Source organism: Gracilinema caldarium, from assembly GCF_029265695.1.
In the GTDB taxonomy this organism is placed as follows: Bacteria; Spirochaetota; Spirochaetia; order Treponematales; family Breznakiellaceae; genus Gracilinema; species Gracilinema caldarium_A.
In genome coordinates, this window is record NZ_JAJUHW010000002.1 from 28,466 (window position 1) to 52,437 (window position 23,972).

Below are 23,972 nucleotides of genomic sequence, written 5' to 3' on the forward strand. Positions count from 1 at the left end.
TTGTATGGAATATCTTGTCGGGTCTCCTTTCCGCAGGCGAGACGAGGGGCTCTATTTTCTTGCGGTTATGGCCGGCGGTCTTGCTGTCGCCATGGTCGATTCTTCTTTTAACAATTTCCTCGCCGCCACCTGGGATATTTCGGGTCTTGCACGGAGCAGTCTGGAACTGCCCCGGGAACTGCCGGGCTTTCTTAATGCCTTTGTGGCGGCCCTCTTGGCTTTCCTACCGGGGCGGCGTATTGGCGCTTTTTCGTTTCTGCTTCAGGCCCTGGGTATTTATCTTCTTGCCAGCTTCTCTGCAACCTTTGGACACATGACCTTTTGGCTTTTTACATACAGCTTGGGCTTACACCTCTTTCTGCCCCTCCAGCAGTCCATCGCATTGGAACTTGCTTCGAGCGGTGCCGAAGGGGCCCTTCTGGGCAAAGCCAATGCACTGCGAAACCTTGCCCAGATAGCGGGCGGTGCCTTTGTCTTTATAGCTTTTGGTTTTTTCAAACTTTCTTTTGCCGCAAACTTTTTACTTGCAGCACTAGTCTTTGCTGCAGGGGCTTTGGCCCTTTTTGGTATGAGCCGTCCGGTTCGGGATAAAAATGCGGAAGCCCTGGTTTTTAAGCGGCGGTATGGTCTTTTTTACATCCTTTCAATCCTGTACGGGACAAGAAAACAACTGTTTATTACCTTTGCTCCCTGGGTTATTGTTTCGGTGTACCACAAGCCCACATCTATTATGGCGGCCCTTTATTTTGCAGGGGGAATTGCGGGGGTCCTGTTTCAGCCTTTCATCGGCAGGGCTGTGGACAAACGTGGAGAAAGGTTCATGCTGGGCCTGGAGGCGCTCCTCCTTATACCGGTTTGTTTTTTCTATGGTTTTGCAAAAATCATTTTTCCTGAAGCAATTGCCTTTATTATTGTTTGTCTCTGTTATGTGGCCGATTCGCTGCTCCTTTCCTTTAGTGTTGCCCGTTCGGTGTGGATGAAAAAAATAGCGGAGAAACCGGGCGATATTGCCCCAACCCTGGCCATGGGCGTTTCCATCGATCACATATTTTCTATAGCGGTCGCCCTGCTCGCGGGTCTTCTCTGGGATAAGTTTGGCTACCAATGGGTATTTCTTGCCGGTGCGGGAATTGCGGTCATCAATTTTATTGCCACCCGGTTTGTCCGGGTGCCGGATACTTCTGCGGTTGATCCATTAACCGCAGAAAAGACAACATAAGTAACGAGGCTTTTTCCTGATCGTGCCAATCGTATATGGGGCTCATTACAAACCCTGTTTGGGGCACTCCTTCTGCAAAGGACAGACTGCACAGGCTGGTTTCCGGGCGGTGCACACCTGTCTTCCGTGGCGATTCAGGCTATGGCCTATGGAAATCCATTGGTTTTCCCGGTAGAGCAGGGCCAGAGTCCTTTCTGTTTTATCCGGGTCCCGGCTTGTCGTAAGACCCAGCCGCAGGCTGATACGGCTTACATGGGTGTCCACGATGATAGCCGGTTTCTGATAACAGGCAGAGAGGATGACGCTGGCGGTTTTTCTGCCAACCCCGCGGAGGGCGGTGAGGGCCTCCATTGAGTCGGGTACTTGCCCGTGGTGCTTAATGCTTATGGTCTGGGACAATTCTTTGAGAGCCAGGGCTTTCGCCCGATAAAATCCGGTAGAGTATATAATTGCTTCCAATTCTTCTATTTCGGCACCCGCCATTGATTCGGGAGTCGGAAAGCGGGCAAATAGGGTGGGGCTTACCAGGTTCACCCGTTCATCCGTACATTGGGCTGAAAGGACCGTGGCAACAAGAAGCTGGAAGGGGGTGCTATAGTCCAGAGCCGGAGCAGGGTTCGGGTACAGGGGTGACAAGGTTGTGTAAATGTGCTGAGCCCAGGCCTCTTTATTCATGGGAACATTGTATTGTGTCTTGTACGGCTAGGCAAGAAATAATCCTGCTCTGGCATATTATCTACAATTTTGGTATACTGGGGGCCAATTTCAAAACCCTCTCAGTTTTGAAATAGCTTTCTGTATCATACTTGTAGTTAAAAGATATATAGTGTATTTTGTATATATTGCTATATTGCAGCTTCAGAGGGAGGAGCAAAGTGTATAAAAGCGTAGATCCCAAAGTAGATTTTCCAAAAATGGAAGAGGAAATCCTTGCATTCTGGGAAAAATATGACATTTTCAAAAAATCAATTTCCCAGCGGGAAGGAAAGGATGAATTTGTCTTTTACGACGGTCCTCCCTTCGCCACGGGCCTTCCGCATTTCGGTCACTTTGTGCCCGGTACTATAAAAGACATTATTCCCCGTTACCAGACGATGAAGGGTAAAAAGGTAGAGCGCCGCTTCGGCTGGGACTGCCACGGATTACCCGTAGAAAACCTGATCGAAAAAGAACTGGGCCTCAATTCCAAGACCGACATTGAAAAATTCGGGGTCGCCAATTTTAACGAGGCTTGCCGGTCCTCGGTGCTGCGTTATGTTTCCGAATGGCGCCGCATCGTAACCCGTCTGGGCCGCTGGGTAGACTTTGATAATGACTATAAAACAATGGATCCCGATTATATGGAATCCATTTGGTGGGTTATGAAGACCCTCTGGGAAAAGGGTCTCCTTTATGAAGGCTACTATATTCTCCCTTATTGCCCCCGCTGTTCCACCGTACTCTCCAACCATGAACTCAATCTGGGGGGCTACAAGGATGTCCATGACCCGGCCATTACGGTCAAATTTAAAGTAAATGGCGTCATTCCCGGTTCTGCCGCAGCCCAGGCAAAGCTAGCAGGCCTTGCCGATGGTAATACCTATCTTTTAGCCTGGACCACCACTCCGTGGACCTTGCCATCCAACCTTGCTTTGGCGGTGGGTCCCGAAATCGACTATGTGCTCGTGCAGGATGGAGCAGAACGGTATATCCTTGCGGAGGCCCGGCTTTCCGCCTATTACAAAAAGGCCGAAGACTACCAGATCCTCTGGAAAAAGAAAGGGGATGAGCTTGTCGGTATTGGCTATGAGCCCCTTTTTCCCTATTTTAAGGACGCCAAAGAACAGAATGCCTTCCGAACCTACAGCGGAGACTATGTGTCCACCGAAGACGGTACAGGTATAGTCCATATTGCCCCCGGTTTCGGCGAAGACGACCAGCGGATCCTCAAAGGTACGGGGGTTCCGACAATTTGCCCCGTGGATGCGGAATGCCGCTTTACCGATGAAGTGCCTGATTATAAGGGACTTTTTGTCAAAGACGCAGACAAGGCTATAATGGAGCGGCTAAAAACGGAGGGAAAACTTGTTAAACGGGACCAGATCCTCCATGCCTATCCCCACTGCTGGCGCTGTTCGAGCCCCCTCATCTACCGGGCGGTAAGTTCCTGGTTTGTAAATGTGACAAAAATAAAGCAGGATATGCTGGATGCAAACCAGGAAATTCACTGGGTGCCGGATCACATCCGGGATGGACGCTTCGGAAAGTGGCTCGAAGGGGCCCGTGACTGGGCTATCAGCCGGAACCGGTACTGGGGAAATCCGCTGCCAATCTGGAAATGCCCGGACTGCGGCAAGACGATCTGTGTGGGCAGCCGCAAGGAACTGCAGGACCTTTCCGGCGTGGAAGTAACGGACCTGCACAAGCACTTTGTGGATGAAATTACCATTCCCTGTTCCTGCGGCGGAACCATGAAGCGGATCCCTGAGGTGTTGGACTGCTGGTTTGAATCCGGCGCTATGCCCTATGCCCAGAACCACTATCCCTTTGAAAACAAGGAATTTTTCGAATCCCATTTCCCCGCGGACTTTATCAGCGAAGGGCTCGATCAGACCCGGGGCTGGTTCTATACCCTTACCATTCTGGGAGCGGCTCTCTTTAAGCGGCCCGCCTTTAAAAATTGTGTCGTCAATGGTCTAGTGCTTGCAGAAGACGGCAAAAAGATGTCCAAGAGCCTCAGGAACTACACGGATCCCATGGATGTCATCAATACCTTCGGTGCCGATGCCCTTAGGCTTTTCCTCATGCATTCTGCAGTCGTTAAGGCCGATGACCTTCGGTACAGTGACGAAGGGGTTAAGGATGTGCTCAAGAGCATCATCATTCCCCTGTGGAACTCCTACAGCTTTTTTGTGACCTACGCCAATATCGACCACATGAAGCCCACAAAAGCACCGGATAATCCATCCAATCCACTGGACAAATGGATACTTTCGGTGGCTGAATCGATGGTAGAACGGGTTACCGCCGCCCTTGACGGCTATGACATGAACCGGGCAATTGATCCGATTGTTGAGTTCATCGATCTCCTTAATAACTGGTATATCCGCCGATCCCGGCGCCGCTTCTGGCGGAGCGAGAACGACAGTGACAAGGCAGAAGCCTACAGTACCCTGTACAGCGTGCTTAAAAAACTGAGCCTTGTTGCAGCCCCCATTATGCCCTATACCACCGAGGCGATTTGGCAGAACCTGCGGCTGGAAACGGACCCCATTTCGGTCCATCTGGCGGATTACCCGACGGCGGAACAGCACCGGAAAGACGAAGAGCTGGAATTCAAGATGTCCGTGGTCCAGCATGCGGTATCCATGGGCCGGGCGCTCCGGTATCAGTACAACATTAAGGTTCGCCAGCCCCTGCGCTCGGTAGAGCTTGTTACCCGGAATCCCGAAGAAAAGAAGGTTCTCCTTGAAATGGAAGAAATTATCCGGGAAGAGCTGAATGTTAAAAATGTGGTGTTCCGGGACAACGAGGAAGACCTGGTGGAATATCAGGCTAAGGCTAATTTCCGTATTCTGGGCAAAGAACTGGGTAAGGATATGAAGGCCGCCGCCGAACGGATAGAAAGCTTAAGCCAGCAGGAAATTCAGGGACTCCTCGAAGGAGCGACCCTGAGCATCGAAGTAAACGGCAAACATGTGGACCTCACTGCGGATAAGCTCGATATACGGCGGCTTGAAAAAGCCAATGTTAAAGTGCTTAACGAGGGTACCCTTACCGTCGGCCTTGATACGGAAGTTACCGAGGAACTTGCCCAGGAAGGGGATGTACGGGATCTTGTGCGGGGCATTCAGAATTTACGGAAGGAAAGCGGTCTTGAAGTAACCGACCGGATTCGGCTAACCCTGTTTGGGTCTGAAAGGCTCAAAGCCGCCTATGCTTCCTTCGTAGACTATATTGCCCAGGAAACCCTGGCCATAGATATTCAATGGAAAGAGCTTCCTTCCATGACTGCGGTAGAAGCGGGCGATGAGGAATGGAAAGTAGCCCTGGAGAAGGCATAAGGCTAGGGTAAACTTGATGAAAAAACGGTGGGGAGCGGGAAGCATATTCGGCCTATTGGTTCTCATTCTGGCAGTGCTGGGTGAGACTTCCTGTACCACCGTTCCGGCCGTTTCGCCTGAACTAAAGTCCCATCCCTTTGCTGAGCTCCCGCCAGGAGCGACTCTTTATGTCTATGGAAATGTTCAAAAAAGTCGAAGCCTCCTTAAAGAATTATACCGTCTGGATGCGGGAGGCGTATCGGGAGGCTTGTTAAAAAAGGTTCCCCTTTCGGCACTGGATATAACTGACCAATTCTATGGGGCTATTTATAGGGAGAACCCTGAACGGAACTGGTATGCCCTTGTCTCAGGCCGTTTCCCTGTTTTTCAGAGTAACCTGTCGTTGTTCTTTAGCCCCGAGTGGAAAAAAAAGCGCAGCGGAGGCCTTTCCTACTGGAGATCGGAAAAACAGCGTGTTTCACTTCAGATAAGCTCCCGGCAGCTCATCCTTACCGATGGTATCCCGCAAACCGCAGCCTCGCTTGGCAGCTCCCTCTATGGAACCGAAGGTGAAACAGACTCTTTGCTGCAGGATATGGCACTTTCCCATCTTGTTATACTAATTCCGAAACCGCAGAGTCTCTTTCAATCTGCATTGGCAGGACTCGGCATTCCAGCTCAAAACCTGCAAATTCCGATGGAGGAAATTAGGGTAAAACTGTACTCGTCGGCTATTCAGGACTCTTACGAAATACAACTTAACTTACAAACCGGCAGCCCCATATATGCCCGTGCTCTGGGGGCCCTATTATCCCTTGCGTCCCGGATGCTCTCAACATGGGAAATGGGGGTTGCAGCAGAGGATCCATCCCTGGCCTTGCAGCAATTCGCCGGAATACTGCTTTCTGGCAGCCAGAAAACTGAAGGTAACAGGATCATTTTAGTGAGTAAGCCAGTATCTCAAGGAGAACTTGCTTTACTTTTACATAACTTATTAGTATATTTTGAGCGAAATAAAACCTTTTAGATAAAGACGGAGAGGAATTCACCATGCCTACCTATGAATATGAATGCAAGACCTGCGGTCACACCTTTGAGGTATTTCAGAACATGAGCGATCCCGCAGTAAAATCCTGTCCTGAATGCGGCAAAGATGTGCGTCGTCTTATAAACGGGGGAACGGGCATCATTTTCAAGGGCTCCGGATTTTATGTAACCGATAAGGGAAGCTCTAAGTCATCTTCCGGCTCTTCCTCTTGTTCCACCTGCAGCAGTTCCGATTCTGGAACCTGCGCTTCTAAGACCGCCGTTTAACCTGCAATGCAACTGCCGCTCCGGTTTTCGTTGCGGTACCATCCGCTTTTTCTAGAACTTGGGCGGCATCTTCGCCAGGCTTCCTGGGGGTCCTTGCAAGGAGCGTCACTGCAGGCTAGTCTGAATAACAAACATGATAAGGCAGAATTAGTCGCCTTTGTTTGTTATCTTTTAGGATTACCAAGCCATACCCATGTGATTTCCCAGGCTTCGCTCACCCAGCTTGTGTTTATCTACCCTGCCTACGCATTACAGCTGCAAATGATAGTGGCTGAGGAACTCCATGAGACGTCAACCTTTTGGGGCAGCCTTTCTTTTAATAACTCAAATATGGTTGAAATTCGTTTTGGCCATGAGTGTTGGATCGCTGTTTCACGCCGGGAAGATGAATACTATCATGTCCCTTTGCCTGAAGGCAGCGCCGAAGAATATCGAAGGCTCGATGAAACCCAGGGCTTCCGTGTTTTGCCACTGGAGCTTGAAAAACAGGTAGATGCTTATATACAATCCCTTTCGTTATGAAAGAAAGTTTCAAGGGGCCCCTCTTTTTCTGTGAACATTGCGGTTCTCCGGTGCCCCAAAAAGCAAAACAATGTCCTACCTGCGGCCGATTCTTTGCCAGTGTCCGCTGTCCTTACTGTGGTTTTACCGGCTCCGAGGAACTCTTTTCCGAAGGCTGCCCAATCTGCGGTTATTCCCGGGGCAAACAGGAACCTCATACAGCTGATATATATCGAGATAAAATACCGTCTCACCGGACTCCCCGGGGACCTGTTACGCCGCTCCCATGGTGGGTCTACGGAATTAGCCTCTTTGCACTCCTTGTTGCCATAGCAACTATTCTCTTTGTTATGATTTAATAATAAATTGGAGCCGGTTTCCCGCAGTGGGAGCAAAAGTAGGCCTTTGTTTCCTCGTTGAGCTCAAGTCCCGGCGTCTCTATATGATACCCAGAACGTTCAACCAAGGATTTTCCGCAATGACTGCACAGGGTTTGATTTGTTTCACCCCAAATATTCCCCAGGTAAACATATGAAAGCCTTCCCCGCACCAGGTTCTTTATCTGAAAAAGCAGCTCCTGTTTTGTAGGGCCTTCTCGCCACCGATATGCAGGGTGATAGGCCGAAAGGTGCCAGGGTATATCCGGTGAAAGACCCGAAAGAAATTCAACGATTCCCTCCGCTTCTGCAATAGAATCGTTAAGGCCCGTAACAACCAGGGTTGTTACTTCAAGATGTACATTCATTTCGCGGGCAAGCTCTAAAAAACGGCAGACGGCAGCTAGATCTCCACCGAGCTGATTGCGATACGTATCTGAATGAAAACTTTTTAGATCTATGTTTGCCGCATCAGTTAAGGAAAGTACATCCTTGGCGGGCTCTTCATTGATACACCCATTAGACACAAGCACCGTTGCAAGTCCCCGCTTTTTTGCCTCCCCCATGGCTTCCAGAAGGTATTCAATATGAACCAGGGGCTCCGAATAGGTAAAGGCCACCGCATCGGTCCCTGAATCAGCTGCAAGCTTTATGAGTTCAGCCGGAGAGATAGAACGAAATGTTATGTCGGTTTTTTGGGATATTTCCCAGTTCTGACAGAAGGGACAATGCAGGTTGCAGCCGACAAAGCCGACAGAAAAAATCGAGGAGCCGGGTCTAAAATGATACAGGGGCTTTTTTTCTATAGGGTCGATAGAGATACTGCTGATGCTGCCGTAATAGGGAAGGGCTAGGGCCCCCTCGGAACCCTGCCTCACTTTACAAAGCCCAAATGTACCCTGTTTAAGCACACAGCGGTGGGGACACAGGCCGCATTGAACCGTGGAGGGCCTGTCTTGTACTACACGGTAGTAGCGTCCCTCCGGTATGTTCATCGATTTAAACTCCGCAGGAGCCGTTCATGCAGGCTCTTAGAGGTATTGATAAACTGCAAAGAATCCTGGACTTCAAAAGGTTCATGGATGACTCCATAGGCCCCTTTGCGAACCCAGATTTTAACAATCCGGATACTTTCTCCTGTTTCAGTTACCGCTGAAGGCAGGTCCTCCACATAGAGCACATCGCAGAGTTTAAACTCCATAATAGTGGGGCTTGTACCCAGGGGATCAACCACAAATATCAGTTTTTCCGGCTCAAAAGGATGCTGACGGGGATAGCCCGAAAAGGGAATCCCATCGAGAGGGGGCTTGCCTGAGTATTTGGCAATTTCAAAAAGCGGGGCAGTTTCAAGATAGGTCGAAATGCTCATACATACCTCCCGTATAAACTATACGCATAATTTACAGAGAGGGCAAGATTGTTGGCTCACTTGATGAGCGTATCGACTGGAAGGCCCAGTTTATCCAGTTTTGGTGCAATAACAACTCTACAGTAACCTGCGAAGGGGTGCCGTTCATAGTAATCTTGATGGTATTCTTCGGCGGGCCAGAATGTTGCAAGGGGCTCTATGTGGGTTACCACGGGCTTTGCAAAGGCTTTGCTCGCAGTCAAACGGCGGATAAAATCTTCAATTCTTTGTTTCTGATCATCATTGGTATAGAGAATAATAGACCGGTATTGGGTCCCCACATCGGCCCCTTGCCGGTTTTCAGATGTCGGATCGTGGGCCTTAAAAAAGATATCGAGAATTTGTTCAAGACTTATTTTTTCTGGGTTGTATTCGAGCTTTACCACCTCTGCGTGTCCTGTTAGTCCTGTGCAGACCTGTTCATAGGTTGGGTTTTCTGTTTTTCCGCCCGCATAGCCAGAAACAGCGGATTCAATTCCTTCGATCCGTTCATAGACCGCTTCGATGCACCAAAAACAACCGCCGCCCAGCACTATACTTTCTCGTTTTTTATTCATCTCCATGCCGTTCACTCCCTCCAGCATTTGCAAAAGCAGCACAAAGCCAATCAGCAAAAGAATCGCCGCCTGTAAAATGCTGTATTTCATACTATAAAGGTAATATATAAAGGTTGAAAAGAAAACAAAGTGGCACTTCTTTGTTGACCCTCTGGGGCCGATTCAGTATGGTTGCTGTTATGATGCATAAAGACCGGTGGTTTGTATTTAAGGACAACGATGTCCTATTCCCGCGGGGCACAGCAATTAATGATGTCGTGCAGGGGATTGTATTTGAATCATCCCAAACCTTTGTTGAAAGCGATCATTATTTTTGTTTAAAAGATCAGGGTACTCTTATCCATACCCTGTTTTTTGATGGGGAATCTTTGAACCCAGATTTTGCAGACTGGGATTCTCTGCCGGTCCGTACTGTATTGGGTTCATTAAAGGCCCCTTATGCAGATGGAAATGATTGGCAGATCCTTTCTCGTTTTCTGCGGGCCTTTCATGCTGCCCAATGGCATGTTTCATCCCGGTTTTGCGGTTTTTGCGGCGCCCCTCACGGCGATGCGGAGGATGAGCTTGCCCGCCAGTGTACCCGCTGCGGAAGATTAGAATACCCCCGCATTACTCCTGCGGTTATAGTTGCCATTACTGATGGTCAGGGGCGGCTCCTTCTTGCCCATAACGGCAAGTTTAAAAATAACGTATATGCCCTTATAGCCGGTTTTGTAGAGGCCGGAGAACGCCTGGAAGATACGGTACACCGGGAAGTCCGGGAAGAGGTAGGTATTGAAGTAGATTCGGTTACCTATGTGGCATCCCAGCCCTGGCCATTTCCTGCTTCCCTTATGCTCGCCTTTGAAGCCTGCTATAAAGGAGGGGAGCTTCGCTGCGATGGCAAAGAGATCCTGGATGCCCGCTGGGTTACCCCGGATACGCTCCCTGAACTTCCGGCCCCAGGATCCATATCCCGTTTCCTTATCGACCGCTGGCTTAGGGGGCGTACAAATCCCTGCCCTGGTCATCGATGATGACAAAGGCCAAGAGGTCCCGGACCCGGATGCGCCGGACCGCTTCCATGCCTAACTCCGGATAGTCAATAATTTCGCTTTCCAAAATGTTTTCTTCTGCTATGAGAGCCGCGGCTCCGCCTATGGTGCCAAGATAAAAGGCTCCGTATTTTTTGCAGGCCTCTCTCCATGTTTTAGTCCTATTACCCTTTGCAAGGGTAATAAGGCTGGCTCCCCGGCTCATCAATTCATCCGCATAGGCGTCCATCCGTTGAGCTGTGGTGGGACCGAAACTGCCGATTACTTTTCCCGCAGGGGTTGCTGCTGGTCCCGCATAGTAAATAGGGTACCGGGCAACATAGTCCGGAAGCTTTTCGCCCCGCTGTAAAATCTCGTGCCATTTCAGGTGGGCGGCGTCTCGGGCGACCAGCAGGTTCCCCGAAAGAAGTATCCGGTCCCCGGCAGCGGAGCCCCGCAGGGCTTCAAGTGTTTTCTGTATGCCCTGGTCAAGGTCTATGGATCGTACTCTTGAATCAGCATGGTCAGGACCTTTTATTGATACAGCCGAACCTGCTGGTCGCCCGAGCCCCTGCTTGCGGGTCCTGCTTTGCTCGTAGCTTTCTGCCAGGCTCCGAACTGCGCCGCCCTGTTTTTTAAGGAAATCCAGCGGCTGCTGTTCGAGTTTTTCGAGCCAGACCCCAGAGGCGTTGATTTTAGCCAGCATGTTACGGTGGGCCGAACAGGATACGCCGATAGAAACCGGGCAAGAGCCGGCATGGCGGGGCAGCCGGATCAGCCGGGCATCGAGGGCTAGAAGGCTGCCCCCGAACTGGGCACCGAGGCCGCTCGCCCGTGCGATATTCATCAACTTATTTTCCCAAAGGGCATCCCGAAAGAGCCATCCCTGCTGTCCCTGCTGGGCTGCCCCATCCATAAACGGAGCCCTATCCAGAATTTCCGTGGTTGCTAGTTTCAGGATGGTTAAGTTTTCTTCGGGGCTCGTGCCGCCCACCACGACCGCAAGCCGGTAGGGCGGACAGGCAGCGGTTCCCAGGGCTGCTATTTTTTCTCTTAAAAAGGCTTCGAAGGCTTCTGGCTCGAGGAGTGCCTTGGTCATCTGAAAGAGACTTGTCTTGTTAGATGAACCTCCACCCTTAGCGACAAATAAGAATCGGTATTCTGCACCTTCCGGCTTATCCGGTACCGCCTCGATATGAATCTGGGCGGGAAGGTTGGTCCCCGTGTCAAATTCATCAAAAAGGTTTAGAAATCCAACTTGACTGGATCGCAGGGGATTTTCCGTGTAGGCCCGCAGCACCCCGCGGCTTATGGATTCCTGGTCATCCGTTCCCGTATATATCGATTCACCCTTCCAGCCAATAACTGTGGCGGTTCCCGTATCCTGACAGAGGGGGAGCTTTCCTTCCGCCGATATGAGGGCGTTTGTAATGAGTTTTTCCAATACAAGCCGGTCGTTGGTGCCCGCTGCCTCGGCGTTATAGCCTTCGGCCCAAAGTTTAAGGTGGCTTGGCCGCAGATAGTAGGAGACCCTAAAAAAGGCTTCTTGAGCTACAGCGGTGAGCACCGAGGGATCCAAAGAAAGCCGGCCCTGAGAAACACGGATTGTTCCGGGCAGGGGGAGAAGGGGTTCAAAGCTGGTATTCTGAAAGGCTGCATCGATAATTGATCCAATATTCATATTCTAATCCTCTTTTACTCCTCGGCGATGTTGCTTAAGATTTGATCGTAGCCGGCGTTTTCTTCGTGGCCGACCCGGCCAATCAGCATATATTCGTGAAAAATAGGATGGTATCGCAAGGCTTTAACGAGACGGAAATTTTCTATCTGGCCCGAATTCTGCACATGGGTCCGGATCCCGGTACAGAAGATGCTTTCCTCCCCAATTTGAATGTGGTCCGCATCAATGGGCATGATCGGGATGTTCTGCTGAATAATCTCCTTTACTTTCTGTTCAAGCTCAGGGATATTTATGTCCGGTTTTTCCGGAAAATTGATGACAAATCCGTGTTTTACATCCGAATGGAGTACCCGCCGTTTCAGATTATAGTCCCGTTCAAGGATCATAGTGGTAATATCCTCCGCTGAATGGGCCATGAGGCGGAATTTGATCGTCCGGTTTACAATATCCCGAATGGCCTCCGGAAAAGGGCCGAATACGCTGGGCCGGCTTACAATGACTTCTTCGCCGATACCGAAGATAATCTGGGCATTGTATCCCAGGGTTTCCCAGATAAGATCAAAATGTTCTATGACCACCCGCCTGCCATGTGATATGGCATGGGAAATGGCTTCAGCGATTTCCCATTTTTGTCGGAAGCCTAGCTCGTAATGGACATCGATATGAAAGGTATGGGGGGCAAAAAAATCCTCTGGGTCAAAGTCGTAAATTAATGCCTGCCGTACATTGGTGCCCTCGTCGTCATTGGTAAGTTCCAGTCCTGGAAATAGGCCCCGGACCAGGGTAGACTTGCCAGAACCGGGGGCTCCGATAATGCCGATAATAAGGTCGTTTGCATAGAGGTACCGGTGGGAAAGTTCGTTTCCCAGCATATACAGGCGCTGCCGGCCCCGGGGGGCGTAATAGGTTGCATAGATCAGGGTTTCATAGGTATGGGGCCGGTAGTCAAAGAGGGGCATTGGCACCGGGCCAGGAATTTGTCTGTTCTTGTCCGTACTCATTATGATGAGAGTATACAACAGAAACAAATAGCGCAACAGCATGAAAATGGTATATAGTAAGTATATGAAAAAGCTTATAGACCGCCGTTCAGAAACCGCTATGGCCCTTATACTGCTGGCCCTTATTTCTCTTCTAGCTTTTGGGGGTATCTTTGTGGTGGTTGTTCAGGAGCGGCAGCGGCAGCAGCTTTTAGCCGAATACCGGGCTTTTCAGCTGGCTGCGGAACTTCAGCAGGCCTATGATCGGGGAACCTTGAGCGGTTTTGAAAAATATCCTGACCTTATAGCCTTTGGTATCTACACTTCACGGGGAATTGCTTTGTATCGCTTTGGAAATGCGCCGCAAACCGTGGACCCTGAGGATCCCAAGAATCCGCCTACTATTTCAGGGGACATCATTACCCTGGTCCGCCCATTCGGAGGCGGCGGCGCTATGCGGGGCCGTATTGGCGGCTTTCGGCAAAGCGCTGATACCACTGATATGATGATGTCTGCCATTGCTGGACTCGGCATGATCCGGCTCGTCTTTGTCTCCTATCGCATTTCTTCCCTCCAGAAGGGTTTATATGTGCTCTATACGGTTGCATTACTTATCACTTTGGCCCTTACCGGAGCCTTCGCGCTTCTGCTTCGTCTGGCCCGCAATCTAGACCAGTTCCGGCTCAGGGAAGCTAAAAACCGGGAATTGGTAGCCCTGGGAGAAGCTGCCCGGACCCTGTCCCATGAGATTAAGAATCCCCTAGGGGTACTTAAGATACAAACCGCCCTTTTGCAGAAACAGCTCAATGGAACAGAGCTGCTGCAAAACGTCCGCATTATGGAAGAAGAAATAGATCGGCTTGGTATTCTTACAGACCGGCTTAGACAGTTCCTCTCCGGATCGGAAGGGAACCCTGAACCAATAAATCTTAAAACATTTTTACCAGACTTTTGTGTGCGTTATGATGGAAGGGTGAAACTCATTGCAATGCCTGAAAGCGAAGTCACTGTTTATATTGATAGAACCCACTTGAACCAGGTGCTTGAGAACCTGGTTCAAAACGCCCTAGAAAGTATGGCCGATCGCCCTTTTGAGCCTGTAGAGCTCGAACTTGCCCTGTCCCATGGAAATACCATACATTTGAGTGTAGCGGACCGCGGAGCAGGGGTCCCCGATTCTCTTTCTGAGCGGATTTATGATCTTTTTTTTACGACCAAAACAAGCGGTTCCGGCCTAGGGCTTGCCATCAGCAAGCGTTATATTCAGCTTGCGGGGGGAAGACTCTTTCATCATAAGCGGGATGGAGGGGGAACCATTTTTTATATAGAACTGCCGCTTTTTACAGCAAAAGGAGCTTAAAACCATGAATGGTTCCAGTAATGCACAGCCTTTGCGGGTTCTTATTATTGATGATGAAAAAAACCTGAGGGATTCTATTGCGGCCTACCTTCAGACTGAAGGAATAGAAGCGCAAACAGCAGCATCTGGCGAAGCGGGCAAGGCCTTGCTTGAAGCCGAACGGTTCGATGCGGTGGTAGTGGACCTTAAAATGCCTGGTATGTCGGGCCTGGATTTTCTTACCTGGTTAAAAGAGGGAGGACCCCTGCTCCCCGCCATTATGATCAGTGCCCATGGAGATATAAAGGACGCTGTGGAAGCTATGAAACGGGGGGCTGCAGACTACCTTGTAAAGCCCTTTAATCCAGAAGAATTGGTAGTACGACTGCGTATGGTGGTAGAAAATGCCCGTCTTGCCGCATCCGCTTCGGCAATGCAGACTGTGGCTGATAAAACCGTTCGCCGGAGCGTAGCGGCCCTGGATGCAAACTGGATAGGTTCGAGCCCCGCCATGAAAGAAGTCCGGGCCCTGATTGAACGGGTTGCTCCTACTGATTCAACGGTGCTGGTCACCGGCGAAAGCGGGACCGGAAAAGAAGTTGTGGCCCGGCTCATCCACCGTTTAAGTAAACGGGCAAACGGCCCTTTTATTCCTATCAATATGGGCGGAATCCCGGAAAACCTCATAGAAAGCGAGCTCTTTGGCTATGAAAAAGGGGCCTTTACCGGAGCGGATTCCAGAAAGACCGGTCTCTGCGAACTTGCCAGCGGAGGTACCCTCTTCCTTGATGAAGTGGGAGACATGCCTTTGCCGTTGCAGGTCAAAATTTTAAGAATGCTTCAGGAAAAAAAGATTATGCGGCTCGGAGGAAGCCGACAGATCCCGATTGACGTACGAATTGTTGCGGCCACCAACAAGGATCTTGAACAGGCGGTCAAACAAGGACAGTTTCGGGAAGACCTTTTTTATCGGCTCGCGGTTATTAGGCTAAGGCTCCCCCCCTTGCGGGAGCGGCGGGAGGATATTCCCTTACTTGCCCAGCTTTTTGTGAACCGTTTTGCCGCCGAAATGGGCAGGACCTCCCTTTCCCTGTCCGGTGATGCGCTCCAGGTTCTGCAAAATTACCCCTTTCCTGGAAATGTGCGGGAACTGGAAAATGCGGTCGAACGGGCGGTCATCCTCAGCGAAGGGCCGCAACTGCTTGGCAAAGATTTTTCTTTTGCGGGCTCTGCCATGGGTGAACCCTCAGTTATGAGCACCGCGGATGTACGGCCCCGAACCGCTCTGGTGCCCAATGCGACGGAAACTCCCAACGATTCAGGTCAAAAAGGGGAAATAAAATCCTTGGAAGAATTGGAAAAAGAAGCAATTCTTAAAGCCCTGGCATTTTACAACGGTCACCGTGAGAAAACCGCCCAGGCCCTGGGTATTACCCGCAGGACCCTGTTAAACAAGCTCAAGGAATATCAGATTGACGAATGATTTCTCTTTCTATGACCGCAATACGCCAGCGGTCTTTTACCCATTCCAAGGTTAGTATGTCCCAGCGCTGTTCTATAACTGTTTGCTGCGGTGACCCGTTCTGAGGCTGCGCCTCTTTTGCTTCAGAGGTCTCTGGATAGTAAAAAAGGTAAACCGCTTCTATCTTGCACCGATCCCCTGCAACAGGACGCTGCGGTTCCTCGCTCTTTAATGAAAGAACGAGGTCTGTTATACCGAAAACACTGGCTTCGGTTTCGGGGGAGCCCTGGTTTCTCCAGGTTTCTGGGTCAATAATGCTGGTTTTGCGTTCGTAGGCCTCCCGGACCCGGGATATGACAAAGAAGTTCATGACAGCTTCGATGTCGCCTTTTCCGGCCCCTTTGGTCACACAGGCATCCATCATTTGGTGGTCCAGGCTGTTGAATGCCCTATAATAAGCCTCCGCCACTGCATGGGGCCCCATACCGAGGGTTGTAGGCCGCTGTTTCTGGTCGTTGAGGATGCTTTTGCCAATAAGGAAGAGCGCAATGGCCGTTCCGATTCCCGCAATTAATGGATACTTGTAGGCCTTAATAAAACGACGAAACTTAATTCGGCCTTCCCTTTGTTTTTGTTCGCGCTTCCGCGTCTCTATTGGAAGCGTCGCAGGAGAAGATGAAGAAAAATCCGAAAAGTGTTTTGTTCCCTCTTGGCCGAGCAAATCTATAACATCGGTAAGACTCGGCTTAGAAATGGGATTTTTTGTCTTTTCTTTATCAACATCCGGTAAAAGAATACTGTCGATTGCCTCAGCAAGGTCTGGCAAGAGGGGAGGGGCTGCAAGGCTCATGCTCGTAAAAAGACCATCCCGCATATCCTGGGCGGTAATCTCCCGCATCTTTTCTATATTGGTTCCCTTTGGAATGCTAAAAGGAGCTTCTCCTGAAAAAAGCCGGTATAGGAGGGCAGCAGCTATAAAGCCTGCCGCATTGCTGCCTTTTTTGTCTGGATGCAGCCACCGAACTACATGTTCAATATAAAGCTCAGGATTTTTATACTCATAAATCCGGCTTGTAAGGGGAAGGGGGGTAAAAAATACCTGGCCCTCGCCGGAAAGAAATACCCCGGCGGGAAACAGGCTTATATTTGCAAACCATGTTTCATCGGTCTCTGCGATCTTCTTAAGTGCCTCCAGGTAATGCCGCATGGCCGTAAGCGCGGTTTCCCCTGACTGTGAAAGCAGGGTTTCCAAACTCAAACCTTCAAAATCACTGCCATAAATAACCATGCGGCCCTGGTATTCTGCGGTACCTTCAGGTTTCCAGATATGAATCGCCGTATCTACAATAAGGCCCCGGCTGTTCATTAAATTGCCAAGCCGGGCCTTCGCAAATGCCTGTGGACTCAAGCCGGTGTCGAAACCAAGGACTCTGCGGCCCTCGGTTTCGAATCTGAGTACTAAGTCTGCGGACTGTTCTTCCATATTACTTAGCGGCCCCTTGGTGAATAGAGATAGCGGAAGTAGTCCATATCGGTAGACAGGGTCTTGTTAAATTTCGGCAGGGTCGTTTTATAGGATTCTATGCTGCGCCAGAATTCAAAGAATTCCGGATCCTTGCTGTAAGCCTGGGCATAAATCTTGGTAGCTTCCGCATCGGCAGTTCCCTTGATCTTTTCTGCCTTTTCGTAGGCTGCAGAAAGGAGGCTCCTCCGCTCGTTTTCGAGTTTACCTTCCCATTCGGCCTTTTTACCCTCGCCGAAGGACCGGAATGCCTGGGCAATCTGGCTCCGTTCCTTGATCATTCGGTTGTACACACTCTGGGTCAGTTCATCAGAATATTTTATCTGCCGTGGCACCACATCGATTAGCTCAATACCGTATTCGGGTACCAGCTTCCGCGAAAGATTAAGCATCTCTTCGGCCAACTTACGCCGACCTTTCTGAACCTCTTCGTAGGTTACATCGGTTTTGGTAAAGGCAGAAAGCTGGCCAGCATCCTGGTCGCTGCCGACCTCGAAATTTTCTGTACTTCCCTTGGTTTCTCGGATAATGTTGGAATTACGCACCGTTTCCCGGAGCCAGTTTTCTGCGATAATGGTCCGTACTGCAGAATCGATGACGTCTCCTAATCTGGCATAGGCTGACTCCAGGTTGCCGATAGATTCATAAAATTTCTTGGGGTCCGAAATTCGCCAGCGGGCTATGGTATCAACCCAGATAAACTGATTTTCCTTGGTAGGGATTCGCTGTTTTTCTCCGTCCCAGCTCATTATTTTTTTGGGGTATTTAATGACGTCATCTAAGAAAGGGGTCTTAAGGTGCAGCCCCGCGTCTTTTTTTACTTCCACTATCTGGCCGAGCCGGACTACCACCGCCTGTTCTCCTTCATCTAGTGTGTAAAAAGGACCAGCAACAAGAATAGCAATGAATAATACTGCAATAACAACGAGTATACTAATAAGACGTTTCATTATCGCGCTCCTTGGGTGTTACCGGCGCTGGTTCCGGAATTGTCCAGATTCATCATGGGAAGAAAATTCTGGAACCGCCGGTCGATGAGGGTGGTGCCGGATTCGTCTTTAAAGACATTTTCGACCATTTCATAATAGAGCCGCCGTCTTGTAATGTCCGGCGCCTTGCGGTATTCGTCGTACACTGCATTAAAGCGAGCCACATCACCGCGGGCAACGTTGACCCGTTCGGATGCATAACCTTGCGCAATCTGAATGATTTTATCAGCCTCACCCTGAGCTTTGGGAATTTCCTTGTTATAGGCTTCTTTTCCTTCATTGATGAGCCGGTTCATGTCCTGTATGGCCTTGTTGACATCTTCGAAGGCTGCCTGGACACCCTCGGGAGGTACGATGTTCTGCAGTTTTACCGCAATGACTTCGATACCGAGACCGTACTGCTTAAAGGTATCATTCATGAGCTGGATTGCCTCCACCTCGATGGTGGTCCGCTGGGACCCAATAACATCAAGTATGGCCCGGTCTCCTACGAGCATATTGATGACCGAGCGGGATACATCACGGATTGTGTCGGTCCTGTCTTTTACATTAAAAAGCCATGCACGGGGGTCTACAATGCGGTATTGGATAATCCATTCCACATCAACAATGTTTAAGTCCCCCGTGAGCATAGTCGATTCATCGGGAAATTTCTGATCTGAATATATGGTACTCACTCCGGCTTTAACGGTTCTGAAACCGAATTGTTCGGTCTGAACAACCTTTGTTTTTACCTGATATTGTTTGTCAATTCCGAAAGGCAGTTTGTAATGCATACCGGGTCCGTTGGTAGTAAGATACTTGCCAAACCGGGTTACCACCGCTTCTTCGGTCTGGTCAACGATGTAGAAGCTGGTACTCAGAAAAATAATGGCACCAATGGCAACAATGGCAAGGATTATTGTCGTTGGTCCGAGCCATTTAGGCATTGGCTGATACGTTGCGTTTCGCATGCAAAGCCTCCACTTTTATGCTGACATCTTGTGATGTCCGATCCTCAAGAATAAGATAGGCCCATCCTTTTGAATCTTTAGAAAAGGTATCCCCTTGATGCGTCTTAGTCAAGAAAAAAGCTTAAAAAGGCGGGGGCTTTACAACATACTCGTTTTTTTTGTATTCTATTGTCATTTAAGGAGTAAGCCCATGGTATTTCCCCTGGAACAATTAGTAGAATATGACGGAAACATGTATGAAATCACCTGCGCAGCGTCCCGGCGGGCCTACCAGCTTTCCATGATGAAGGATCCTGAAATAGAACGCAACGATGGCAAGGTTGTTTCCCTTGCGGCCCGGCAAGTGTTTACCCAGCAGATAGAATTCCGTCTGGAAGCCTAAGTCTCCCATGATACCGGACCGGACTAAGGATACACCCCTTATCCCGGTGGTCCTGCTCTTTGGTCCCACCGCCTCAGGAAAAACAGACATCCTTGAACATCTCTTTACTGGTTCCCATGCGATTGCTGAGGCGGAAATTGTTTCCGCCGATTCTATGCAGGTCTACCGCGGCATGGATATAGGTACTGCAAAACCTGGAGCGGAACTTCGTTCCCGTTTGCCCCATCACCTGATCGATATTTGTGATATTAAAGAGCAGTTTACCGTCGGCGATTTTGTACGCCATGCAGATCAGGCCTGTCTCGATATTTATAGCTGGGGAAAACTGCCGGTTGTTTCTGGCGGCACGGGGTTTTATTTAAAAAATTTTGTTCTTGGTCTTCCGGAAGCTCCTCCTTCTGATGCGGATATAAGGAGCGCATTAAAAGCAGAATTGGAAAACAACGGTGCTGCTGCGCTTGTGGAAGAACTGCAAAGGGTTGATCCGGTCAGTGCTGGCCGGATACATCCAAATGATACCTACCGTCTTTTGCGGGCCCTAGAAGTATACCGTTTAACAGGGAAGCCGTTGAGCAGTTTTTCCGTTTCGGGGAGCTCTGGTCATCCTACTGGAGGAGACCGGCCCCGCTACCGCTTTTTGCTCATCGGTATCCAGAGAAACCGGGAAAATTTATACCAGCGCATCAACCAACGAACCCATGAGATGTTTCTCCGGGGCCTCAGCGATGAGGTTGCAGGTCTTGTTGCCCAAGGTTATACAAGAACAGATCCAGGGATGCGGGCTATTGGATACCAGGAGTTTTTTCTGGAAGACGGTACGCTGTGTTCTAACCTGGCTCTTGTGGAAGAACTTGTTGCCCAGAACAGCCGCCGTTATGCAAAACGGCAAATAACCTTCTTCTCTGCTTTACAGGATGTACACTGGATAGGGGCCGATAATGCTGATACTTCTGATGAATTGCCTGCCCATATTGAGACATTGGTGAAAGAGTTTATTTTACAGTAACAAACATAAAGTTAAATCTATCCCATGATGAGAAATTACCACATATATGGTATACTAGTATCAAAGGGGTTTCATCATGAATGAAATCTATGAACTAGTTCTGGTTGATGACGAGATAAAGGTTACAGAAGCCCTTGAGCGGGAAATTAGGCTTGTTTTTACTGGTTCACAATTTTCTGTCAAAACCTTTAATGATCCGGTGGTTTCTGCTGAATATATTGCCAATCATGCAGATACTATCTTCCTTGTTATTTCGGATCTGAGAATGCCAGTCATGAGTGGTAGTGATTTGCTTACCTTTGTGAGGGCGACCTCACCGGAAATACAGACCGTACTGCTTACGGCATTTTCAGATATTGAACAAATCCAAAAGGCTATTTCTGCGTCAATACAAAGTCTGTTATTCAAGCCCTGGACTAGAGAATCTTTAAAAGCTGAAATTAACAAAGCCTTTGATATATGGAAAGTGCGCCGGGAGAACAGAATCCTCTCATCCCGTATTGATGCCATGCTCCGAGAAGCAGGGGATTTTCAGAAAAACCTGTTCGCCTCAAGCATCCCTGTGATTCCCAATCTCCAAATAGATGTATCGTTTATCCCTGTAGAGACCTTTCATTGCGGAGGAGATTTTTTCGAGTTCCGCCGTGATGCAAATAATAATGTCTTTGTGATATTAGGCGATGTTTCAGGCCATGGCCTCAAATCTGCCATGGTTGCAGTTATGCTTAAAACAGCCATGGATGATCTTCTAAATAGCAATCCTAAATTGCCGGAACATCCAGATTTTTTTTTATCAGCTTTAAACGCATATTATTACCGGTTATTGAAAAGCGCTCCTGAAATTCTTGTTGGAATTGCGGTATTGAATATCAACACGGACACTGGCCAGCTTGTTTTGGCTATTGCGGGCCTTCCGAGTATTCTCAGGGTACACCGAAATGAAGCGGAAATGATAAGTAGTGGTAATCCTATGCTTGGGGCTTTTTTAGAGGCTAATTTTACCAAAATTGAGCAGCAGTTCTCTCCCGGAGATCATTTGTTTATCTATACCGACGGTCTCATAGAATCGGTTCCCCATTTCTATTCCATGGATGAAAAAGAAATTATATCCATTGTACGTTCTGAGATTGAAAAACCGATAGAGCATATAGTTTCCTCTTTTCGCGCCTCCCTGCCTGAAGCTTGTTTTACCGACGATGTAAGCCTCATTTCTATACGGTATTCCTTGGAGAAATCTGGTGAGTAATGGGTTTGAGCTGTTTATTAATATAGCTCCTGTCGCAATCGTTATTCTGATAGTGGCTATACTCACCGTATTGCCATACCGTAAAGAGCCAGCAGCACAATCTCTTCTATGGTATCTTAGCCTCTGTATTTGGCTGCTGGTGACCAATATTGGTGAACTGATCGCCCCTCCCGGAAATGCGACTGTCCTTTTTGCCAAATTAGAATATATTGCCTTTTTATATATCCCTATTGCATGGCTATCATTCAGTTTGAGGTTCACTGGCTGGATTAAAAGAAATATCAAACCACTTATTGTATCAGCAATCTGTGGTCCTTTTATTGGCATTCTTATCGTGTTTACGAATGAATGCCATGGCCTTTTGTGGCAAGAGATTTATTTCTATGAATGGAAAACCCTGTCTGTTCTAAAACCCCATTATGGTCCATTGTATTGGGTTGCTTTTGCATATTCATGGCTGAGCATCGGAGTTGGATGCCTTATTATATTCCGGTCCTATTTTAAGGGTGAGTCTTTGTATCACCGACAGTCCTTGTGGATCGTTGCGGGGACATTGCTTCCGGCGATGACTAGTATCATCAATGTAACCCGTCAATATAATGGTATTATTAAGGATTTTACACCCATTGGATTTGCTATATCAGGGATATTTTTCCTGATTGGTATGTATTTTCACCGGCTGTTCTGGATCATGCCGGTTTCCCGGGGTGCAATGCTAGAGGATATCGATGTTGGAATAATTGTACTTGACCGTAAGGGCCGGGTAGTGGATCACAACAAAAGCGCAGATAGGCTTTTAGCCCTCGATGAAGTAATGGTTGGTAAAGAATGTTTTCAATTTCCTATGTTAAACACCTTTCTAAAAGAAATATCTTATGTGCCAGGAGTTCCGATTACTGAGCCACAAACCGGACAGGCTTTTATCAATAATCGCTATCTAAAATGCACAATGCAATCCAGCGGTACATCCTTAAATGGGACTATTTTGATCTTTGAGGATATATCTGCACAAGTTTCATTAGCTAATGAAAATATGTACATCAAAAATGAATTTATGAAACGGGAGAAACTGGCTTCAATCGGTCAGCTTGTTGCAGGGCTCGCCCATGAGATAAATAATCCTTTAGGTTATATCAAAAGTGATATTCGTTCATTCAATGATTTGTTGGAAAAACTAAGGCACTTGATCCCATCAGGGGAAATGGAAGCTTTGTATAGGGAGATGCTTTCTATTTCATCGGGGATCTATGAAGGCTTAAGCCGTATCGAAGAGGTTACTCGATCCCTATTGCAATATGTCCGCAATGATCCCCTCGATTTTTCTTTTGAAACCGCATCTCTTCATGATTGTATCGATTCCACGTTGAGTATACTAAAAATAGAATTCCAACGCTTGGCCGAAATTGTTCGCAACTATGGTTCTGTACCTCCTCTACGCATGCAAAAACAAGCGATTAAACAGGTCTTTTTTAATCTTTTTTCTAATGCTCTTCAGGCGATAGAAACTTCCTATGCTGAAACCGGGAAACGGGGTATATTGGAGATTCGTACCGGTTCTGACAACACCATTGTATGGTGTGAGGTCATGGATACCGGTACGCCAATACCTCCCGAGCAGGTGAATAAAATATTTGATCCTTTTTTTACCACAAAAGAATCAAGCCTTGGTACCGGAATTGGGCTAGTACTGTGCAAAGACATCATTGAGGCCAGGCATAAAGGGAAGCTCACTTTAGTTTCACCAGATCCTGTAACATTCAGAATTGAACTACCGCTGAAGTAATAGGTAGTATTCATTAACCATCGCCCCCTTGACCTTTTATCATCTCTCATACATACTGTTCTAAGGTTTGTTGCCAACTGGCTACGAGGTACCACCTGTTCGGTTCGACGGGATTCATCTTACTGCAAAGGAGACTCTGAAGTGCCCTGCGGAAGAAAGCGAAAGTTAAAGAAAATCGCCACCCATAAGCGGAAGAAGAAGCTCAGAAAGAATCGGCA

General features: G+C 48.6%; 22 protein-coding genes. 13 read left to right on the forward strand and 9 right to left on the reverse strand.

Annotation, left to right across the window (positions count from 1 at the left end):
• The first annotated feature begins 4 nt into the window (after window positions 1-4).
• Window positions 5-1,219, forward strand: coding sequence for an MFS transporter (locus tag Q7P68_RS01095; RefSeq protein WP_304221725.1), 1,215 nt, complete (start codon window positions 5-7; stop codon window positions 1,217-1,219).
• A 45-nt stretch (window positions 1,220-1,264) separates the two neighbouring features.
• On the opposite strand, the gene nth is transcribed toward Q7P68_RS01095, so the two are convergent.
• Window positions 1,265-1,894 carry an endonuclease III gene (gene nth, locus Q7P68_RS01100; protein WP_304221729.1) on the reverse strand — a complete coding sequence of 210 codons (630 nt, stop codon included), beginning with the start codon at window positions 1,892-1,894 and terminating at the stop codon, window positions 1,265-1,267.
• A gap of 200 nt (window positions 1,895-2,094) precedes the next feature.
• Between nth and ileS the strand changes: the two genes are divergently transcribed.
• Genes ileS through Q7P68_RS01125 form a run of 5 tightly spaced genes read left to right on the forward strand, consistent with a single transcriptional unit; the run spans window position 2,095 to window position 7,415 of the window.
• Window positions 2,095-5,262 carry an isoleucine--tRNA ligase gene (gene ileS, locus Q7P68_RS01105; RefSeq protein ID WP_304221732.1) on the forward strand — a complete coding sequence of 1,056 codons (3,168 nt, stop codon included), beginning with the start codon at window positions 2,095-2,097 and terminating at the stop codon, window positions 5,260-5,262.
• Between the two features lie 16 nt (window positions 5,263-5,278).
• Complete coding sequence (locus tag Q7P68_RS01110) at window positions 5,279-6,268, forward strand: hypothetical protein (RefSeq protein ID WP_304221735.1); 990 nt, start codon at window positions 5,279-5,281, stop codon at window positions 6,266-6,268.
• 23 nt (window positions 6,269-6,291) lie between these two features.
• Window positions 6,292-6,555 carry an FmdB family zinc ribbon protein gene (locus tag Q7P68_RS01115; protein ID WP_304221736.1) on the forward strand — a complete coding sequence of 88 codons (264 nt, stop codon included), beginning with the start codon at window positions 6,292-6,294 and terminating at the stop codon, window positions 6,553-6,555.
• Window positions 6,556-6,561: 6 nt separating this feature from the next.
• Entirely contained in the window at window positions 6,562-7,077 is a 516-nt protein-coding gene (locus Q7P68_RS01120) for a hypothetical protein (RefSeq protein ID WP_304221738.1), read from the forward strand.
• On the forward strand, window positions 7,074-7,415 hold the full coding sequence (locus tag Q7P68_RS01125) for a zinc ribbon domain-containing protein (RefSeq protein ID WP_304221739.1): 342 nt from the start codon (window positions 7,074-7,076) through the stop codon (window positions 7,413-7,415). Before Q7P68_RS01120 ends, Q7P68_RS01125 begins: the two co-directional genes overlap by 4 nt.
• Here the strand turns inward: Q7P68_RS01125 and amrS are convergent.
• From amrS to msrA, 3 genes are read right to left on the reverse strand one after another with little or no spacing between them, the layout of a single operon-like run.
• Entirely contained in the window at window positions 7,412-8,428 is a 1,017-nt protein-coding gene (amrS, locus tag Q7P68_RS01130; RefSeq protein ID WP_304221740.1) for an AmmeMemoRadiSam system radical SAM enzyme, read from the reverse strand. The two genes, Q7P68_RS01125 and amrS, sit on opposite strands and share 4 nt — an antisense overlap.
• On the reverse strand, window positions 8,425-8,802 hold the full coding sequence (locus Q7P68_RS01135; RefSeq protein WP_304221741.1) for a hypothetical protein: 378 nt from the start codon (window positions 8,800-8,802) through the stop codon (window positions 8,425-8,427). Before Q7P68_RS01135 ends, amrS begins: the two co-directional genes overlap by 4 nt.
• Window positions 8,803-8,858: 56 nt before the next feature.
• Window positions 8,859-9,488 (reverse strand): peptide-methionine (S)-S-oxide reductase MsrA, encoded by a 630-nt coding sequence (gene msrA / locus Q7P68_RS01140; protein WP_304221743.1) that lies wholly within the window; start codon window positions 9,486-9,488, stop codon window positions 8,859-8,861.
• Window positions 9,489-9,577: 89 nt separating this feature from the next.
• On the opposite strand from msrA, the gene nudC reads away from it, so the two are divergent.
• Window positions 9,578-10,414, forward strand: coding sequence for an NAD(+) diphosphatase (gene nudC, locus Q7P68_RS01145; RefSeq protein ID WP_304221745.1), 837 nt, complete (start codon window positions 9,578-9,580; stop codon window positions 10,412-10,414).
• On the opposite strand, the gene Q7P68_RS01150 is transcribed toward nudC, so the two are convergent.
• Entirely contained in the window at window positions 10,377-12,092 is a 1,716-nt protein-coding gene (locus Q7P68_RS01150) for a FumA C-terminus/TtdB family hydratase beta subunit (protein WP_304221747.1), read from the reverse strand. The two genes, nudC and Q7P68_RS01150, sit on opposite strands and share 38 nt — an antisense overlap.
• A 14-nt stretch (window positions 12,093-12,106) precedes the next feature.
• Window positions 12,107-13,093: an alanine-tRNA synthetase second additional domain-containing protein gene (locus Q7P68_RS01155; protein WP_304221750.1), complete on the reverse strand. Its 987-nt coding sequence runs from the start codon at window positions 13,091-13,093 to the stop codon at window positions 12,107-12,109.
• A 64-nt stretch (window positions 13,094-13,157) separates the two neighbouring features.
• On the opposite strand from Q7P68_RS01155, the gene Q7P68_RS01160 reads away from it, so the two are divergent.
• Complete coding sequence (locus Q7P68_RS01160) at window positions 13,158-14,432, forward strand: two-component system sensor histidine kinase NtrB (protein ID WP_304221753.1); 1,275 nt, start codon at window positions 13,158-13,160, stop codon at window positions 14,430-14,432.
• Window positions 14,433-14,436: 4 nt separating this feature from the next.
• Window positions 14,437-15,894, forward strand: a complete 1,458-nt coding sequence (locus tag Q7P68_RS01165) for a sigma-54-dependent transcriptional regulator (RefSeq protein ID WP_304221755.1) — start codon at window positions 14,437-14,439, stop codon at window positions 15,892-15,894.
• On the opposite strand, the gene Q7P68_RS01170 is transcribed toward Q7P68_RS01165, so the two are convergent.
• The 3 genes from Q7P68_RS01170 to hflK are packed head-to-tail and all read right to left on the reverse strand — an operon-like array spanning window position 15,869 to window position 19,337.
• A complete protein-coding gene (locus tag Q7P68_RS01170; RefSeq protein WP_304221757.1) occupies window positions 15,869-17,356 on the reverse strand; it encodes a hypothetical protein in 1,488 nt (495 codons plus the stop codon). The two genes, Q7P68_RS01165 and Q7P68_RS01170, sit on opposite strands and share 26 nt — an antisense overlap.
• Before the next feature lie 5 nt (window positions 17,357-17,361).
• Window positions 17,362-18,345, reverse strand: coding sequence for a protease modulator HflC (gene hflC / locus Q7P68_RS01175; protein ID WP_304221759.1), 984 nt, complete (start codon window positions 18,343-18,345; stop codon window positions 17,362-17,364).
• Window positions 18,345-19,337 (reverse strand): FtsH protease activity modulator HflK, encoded by a 993-nt coding sequence (hflK, locus tag Q7P68_RS01180; protein ID WP_304221761.1) that lies wholly within the window; start codon window positions 19,335-19,337, stop codon window positions 18,345-18,347. The genes hflC and hflK overlap by 1 nt, the downstream gene beginning before the upstream one ends.
• A 190-nt stretch (window positions 19,338-19,527) precedes the next feature.
• On the opposite strand from hflK, the gene Q7P68_RS01185 reads away from it, so the two are divergent.
• The 4 genes from Q7P68_RS01185 (at window position 19,528) to Q7P68_RS01200 (ending at window position 23,754) form a co-directional block, all read left to right on the forward strand.
• Entirely contained in the window at window positions 19,528-19,719 is a 192-nt protein-coding gene (locus tag Q7P68_RS01185; RefSeq protein WP_304221763.1) for a DNA-directed RNA polymerase subunit omega, read from the forward strand.
• 7 nt (window positions 19,720-19,726) lie between these two features.
• A complete protein-coding gene (gene miaA / locus Q7P68_RS01190; protein WP_304221765.1) occupies window positions 19,727-20,725 on the forward strand; it encodes a tRNA (adenosine(37)-N6)-dimethylallyltransferase MiaA in 999 nt (332 codons plus the stop codon).
• 76 nt (window positions 20,726-20,801) lie between these two features.
• A complete protein-coding gene (locus Q7P68_RS01195) occupies window positions 20,802-21,971 on the forward strand; it encodes a PP2C family protein-serine/threonine phosphatase (RefSeq protein WP_304221768.1) in 1,170 nt (389 codons plus the stop codon).
• Window positions 21,964-23,754: a histidine kinase N-terminal 7TM domain-containing protein gene (locus Q7P68_RS01200; protein WP_304221770.1), complete on the forward strand. Its 1,791-nt coding sequence runs from the start codon at window positions 21,964-21,966 to the stop codon at window positions 23,752-23,754. The genes Q7P68_RS01195 and Q7P68_RS01200 overlap by 8 nt, the downstream gene beginning before the upstream one ends.
• Window positions 23,755-23,972: the final 218 nt, after the last annotated feature.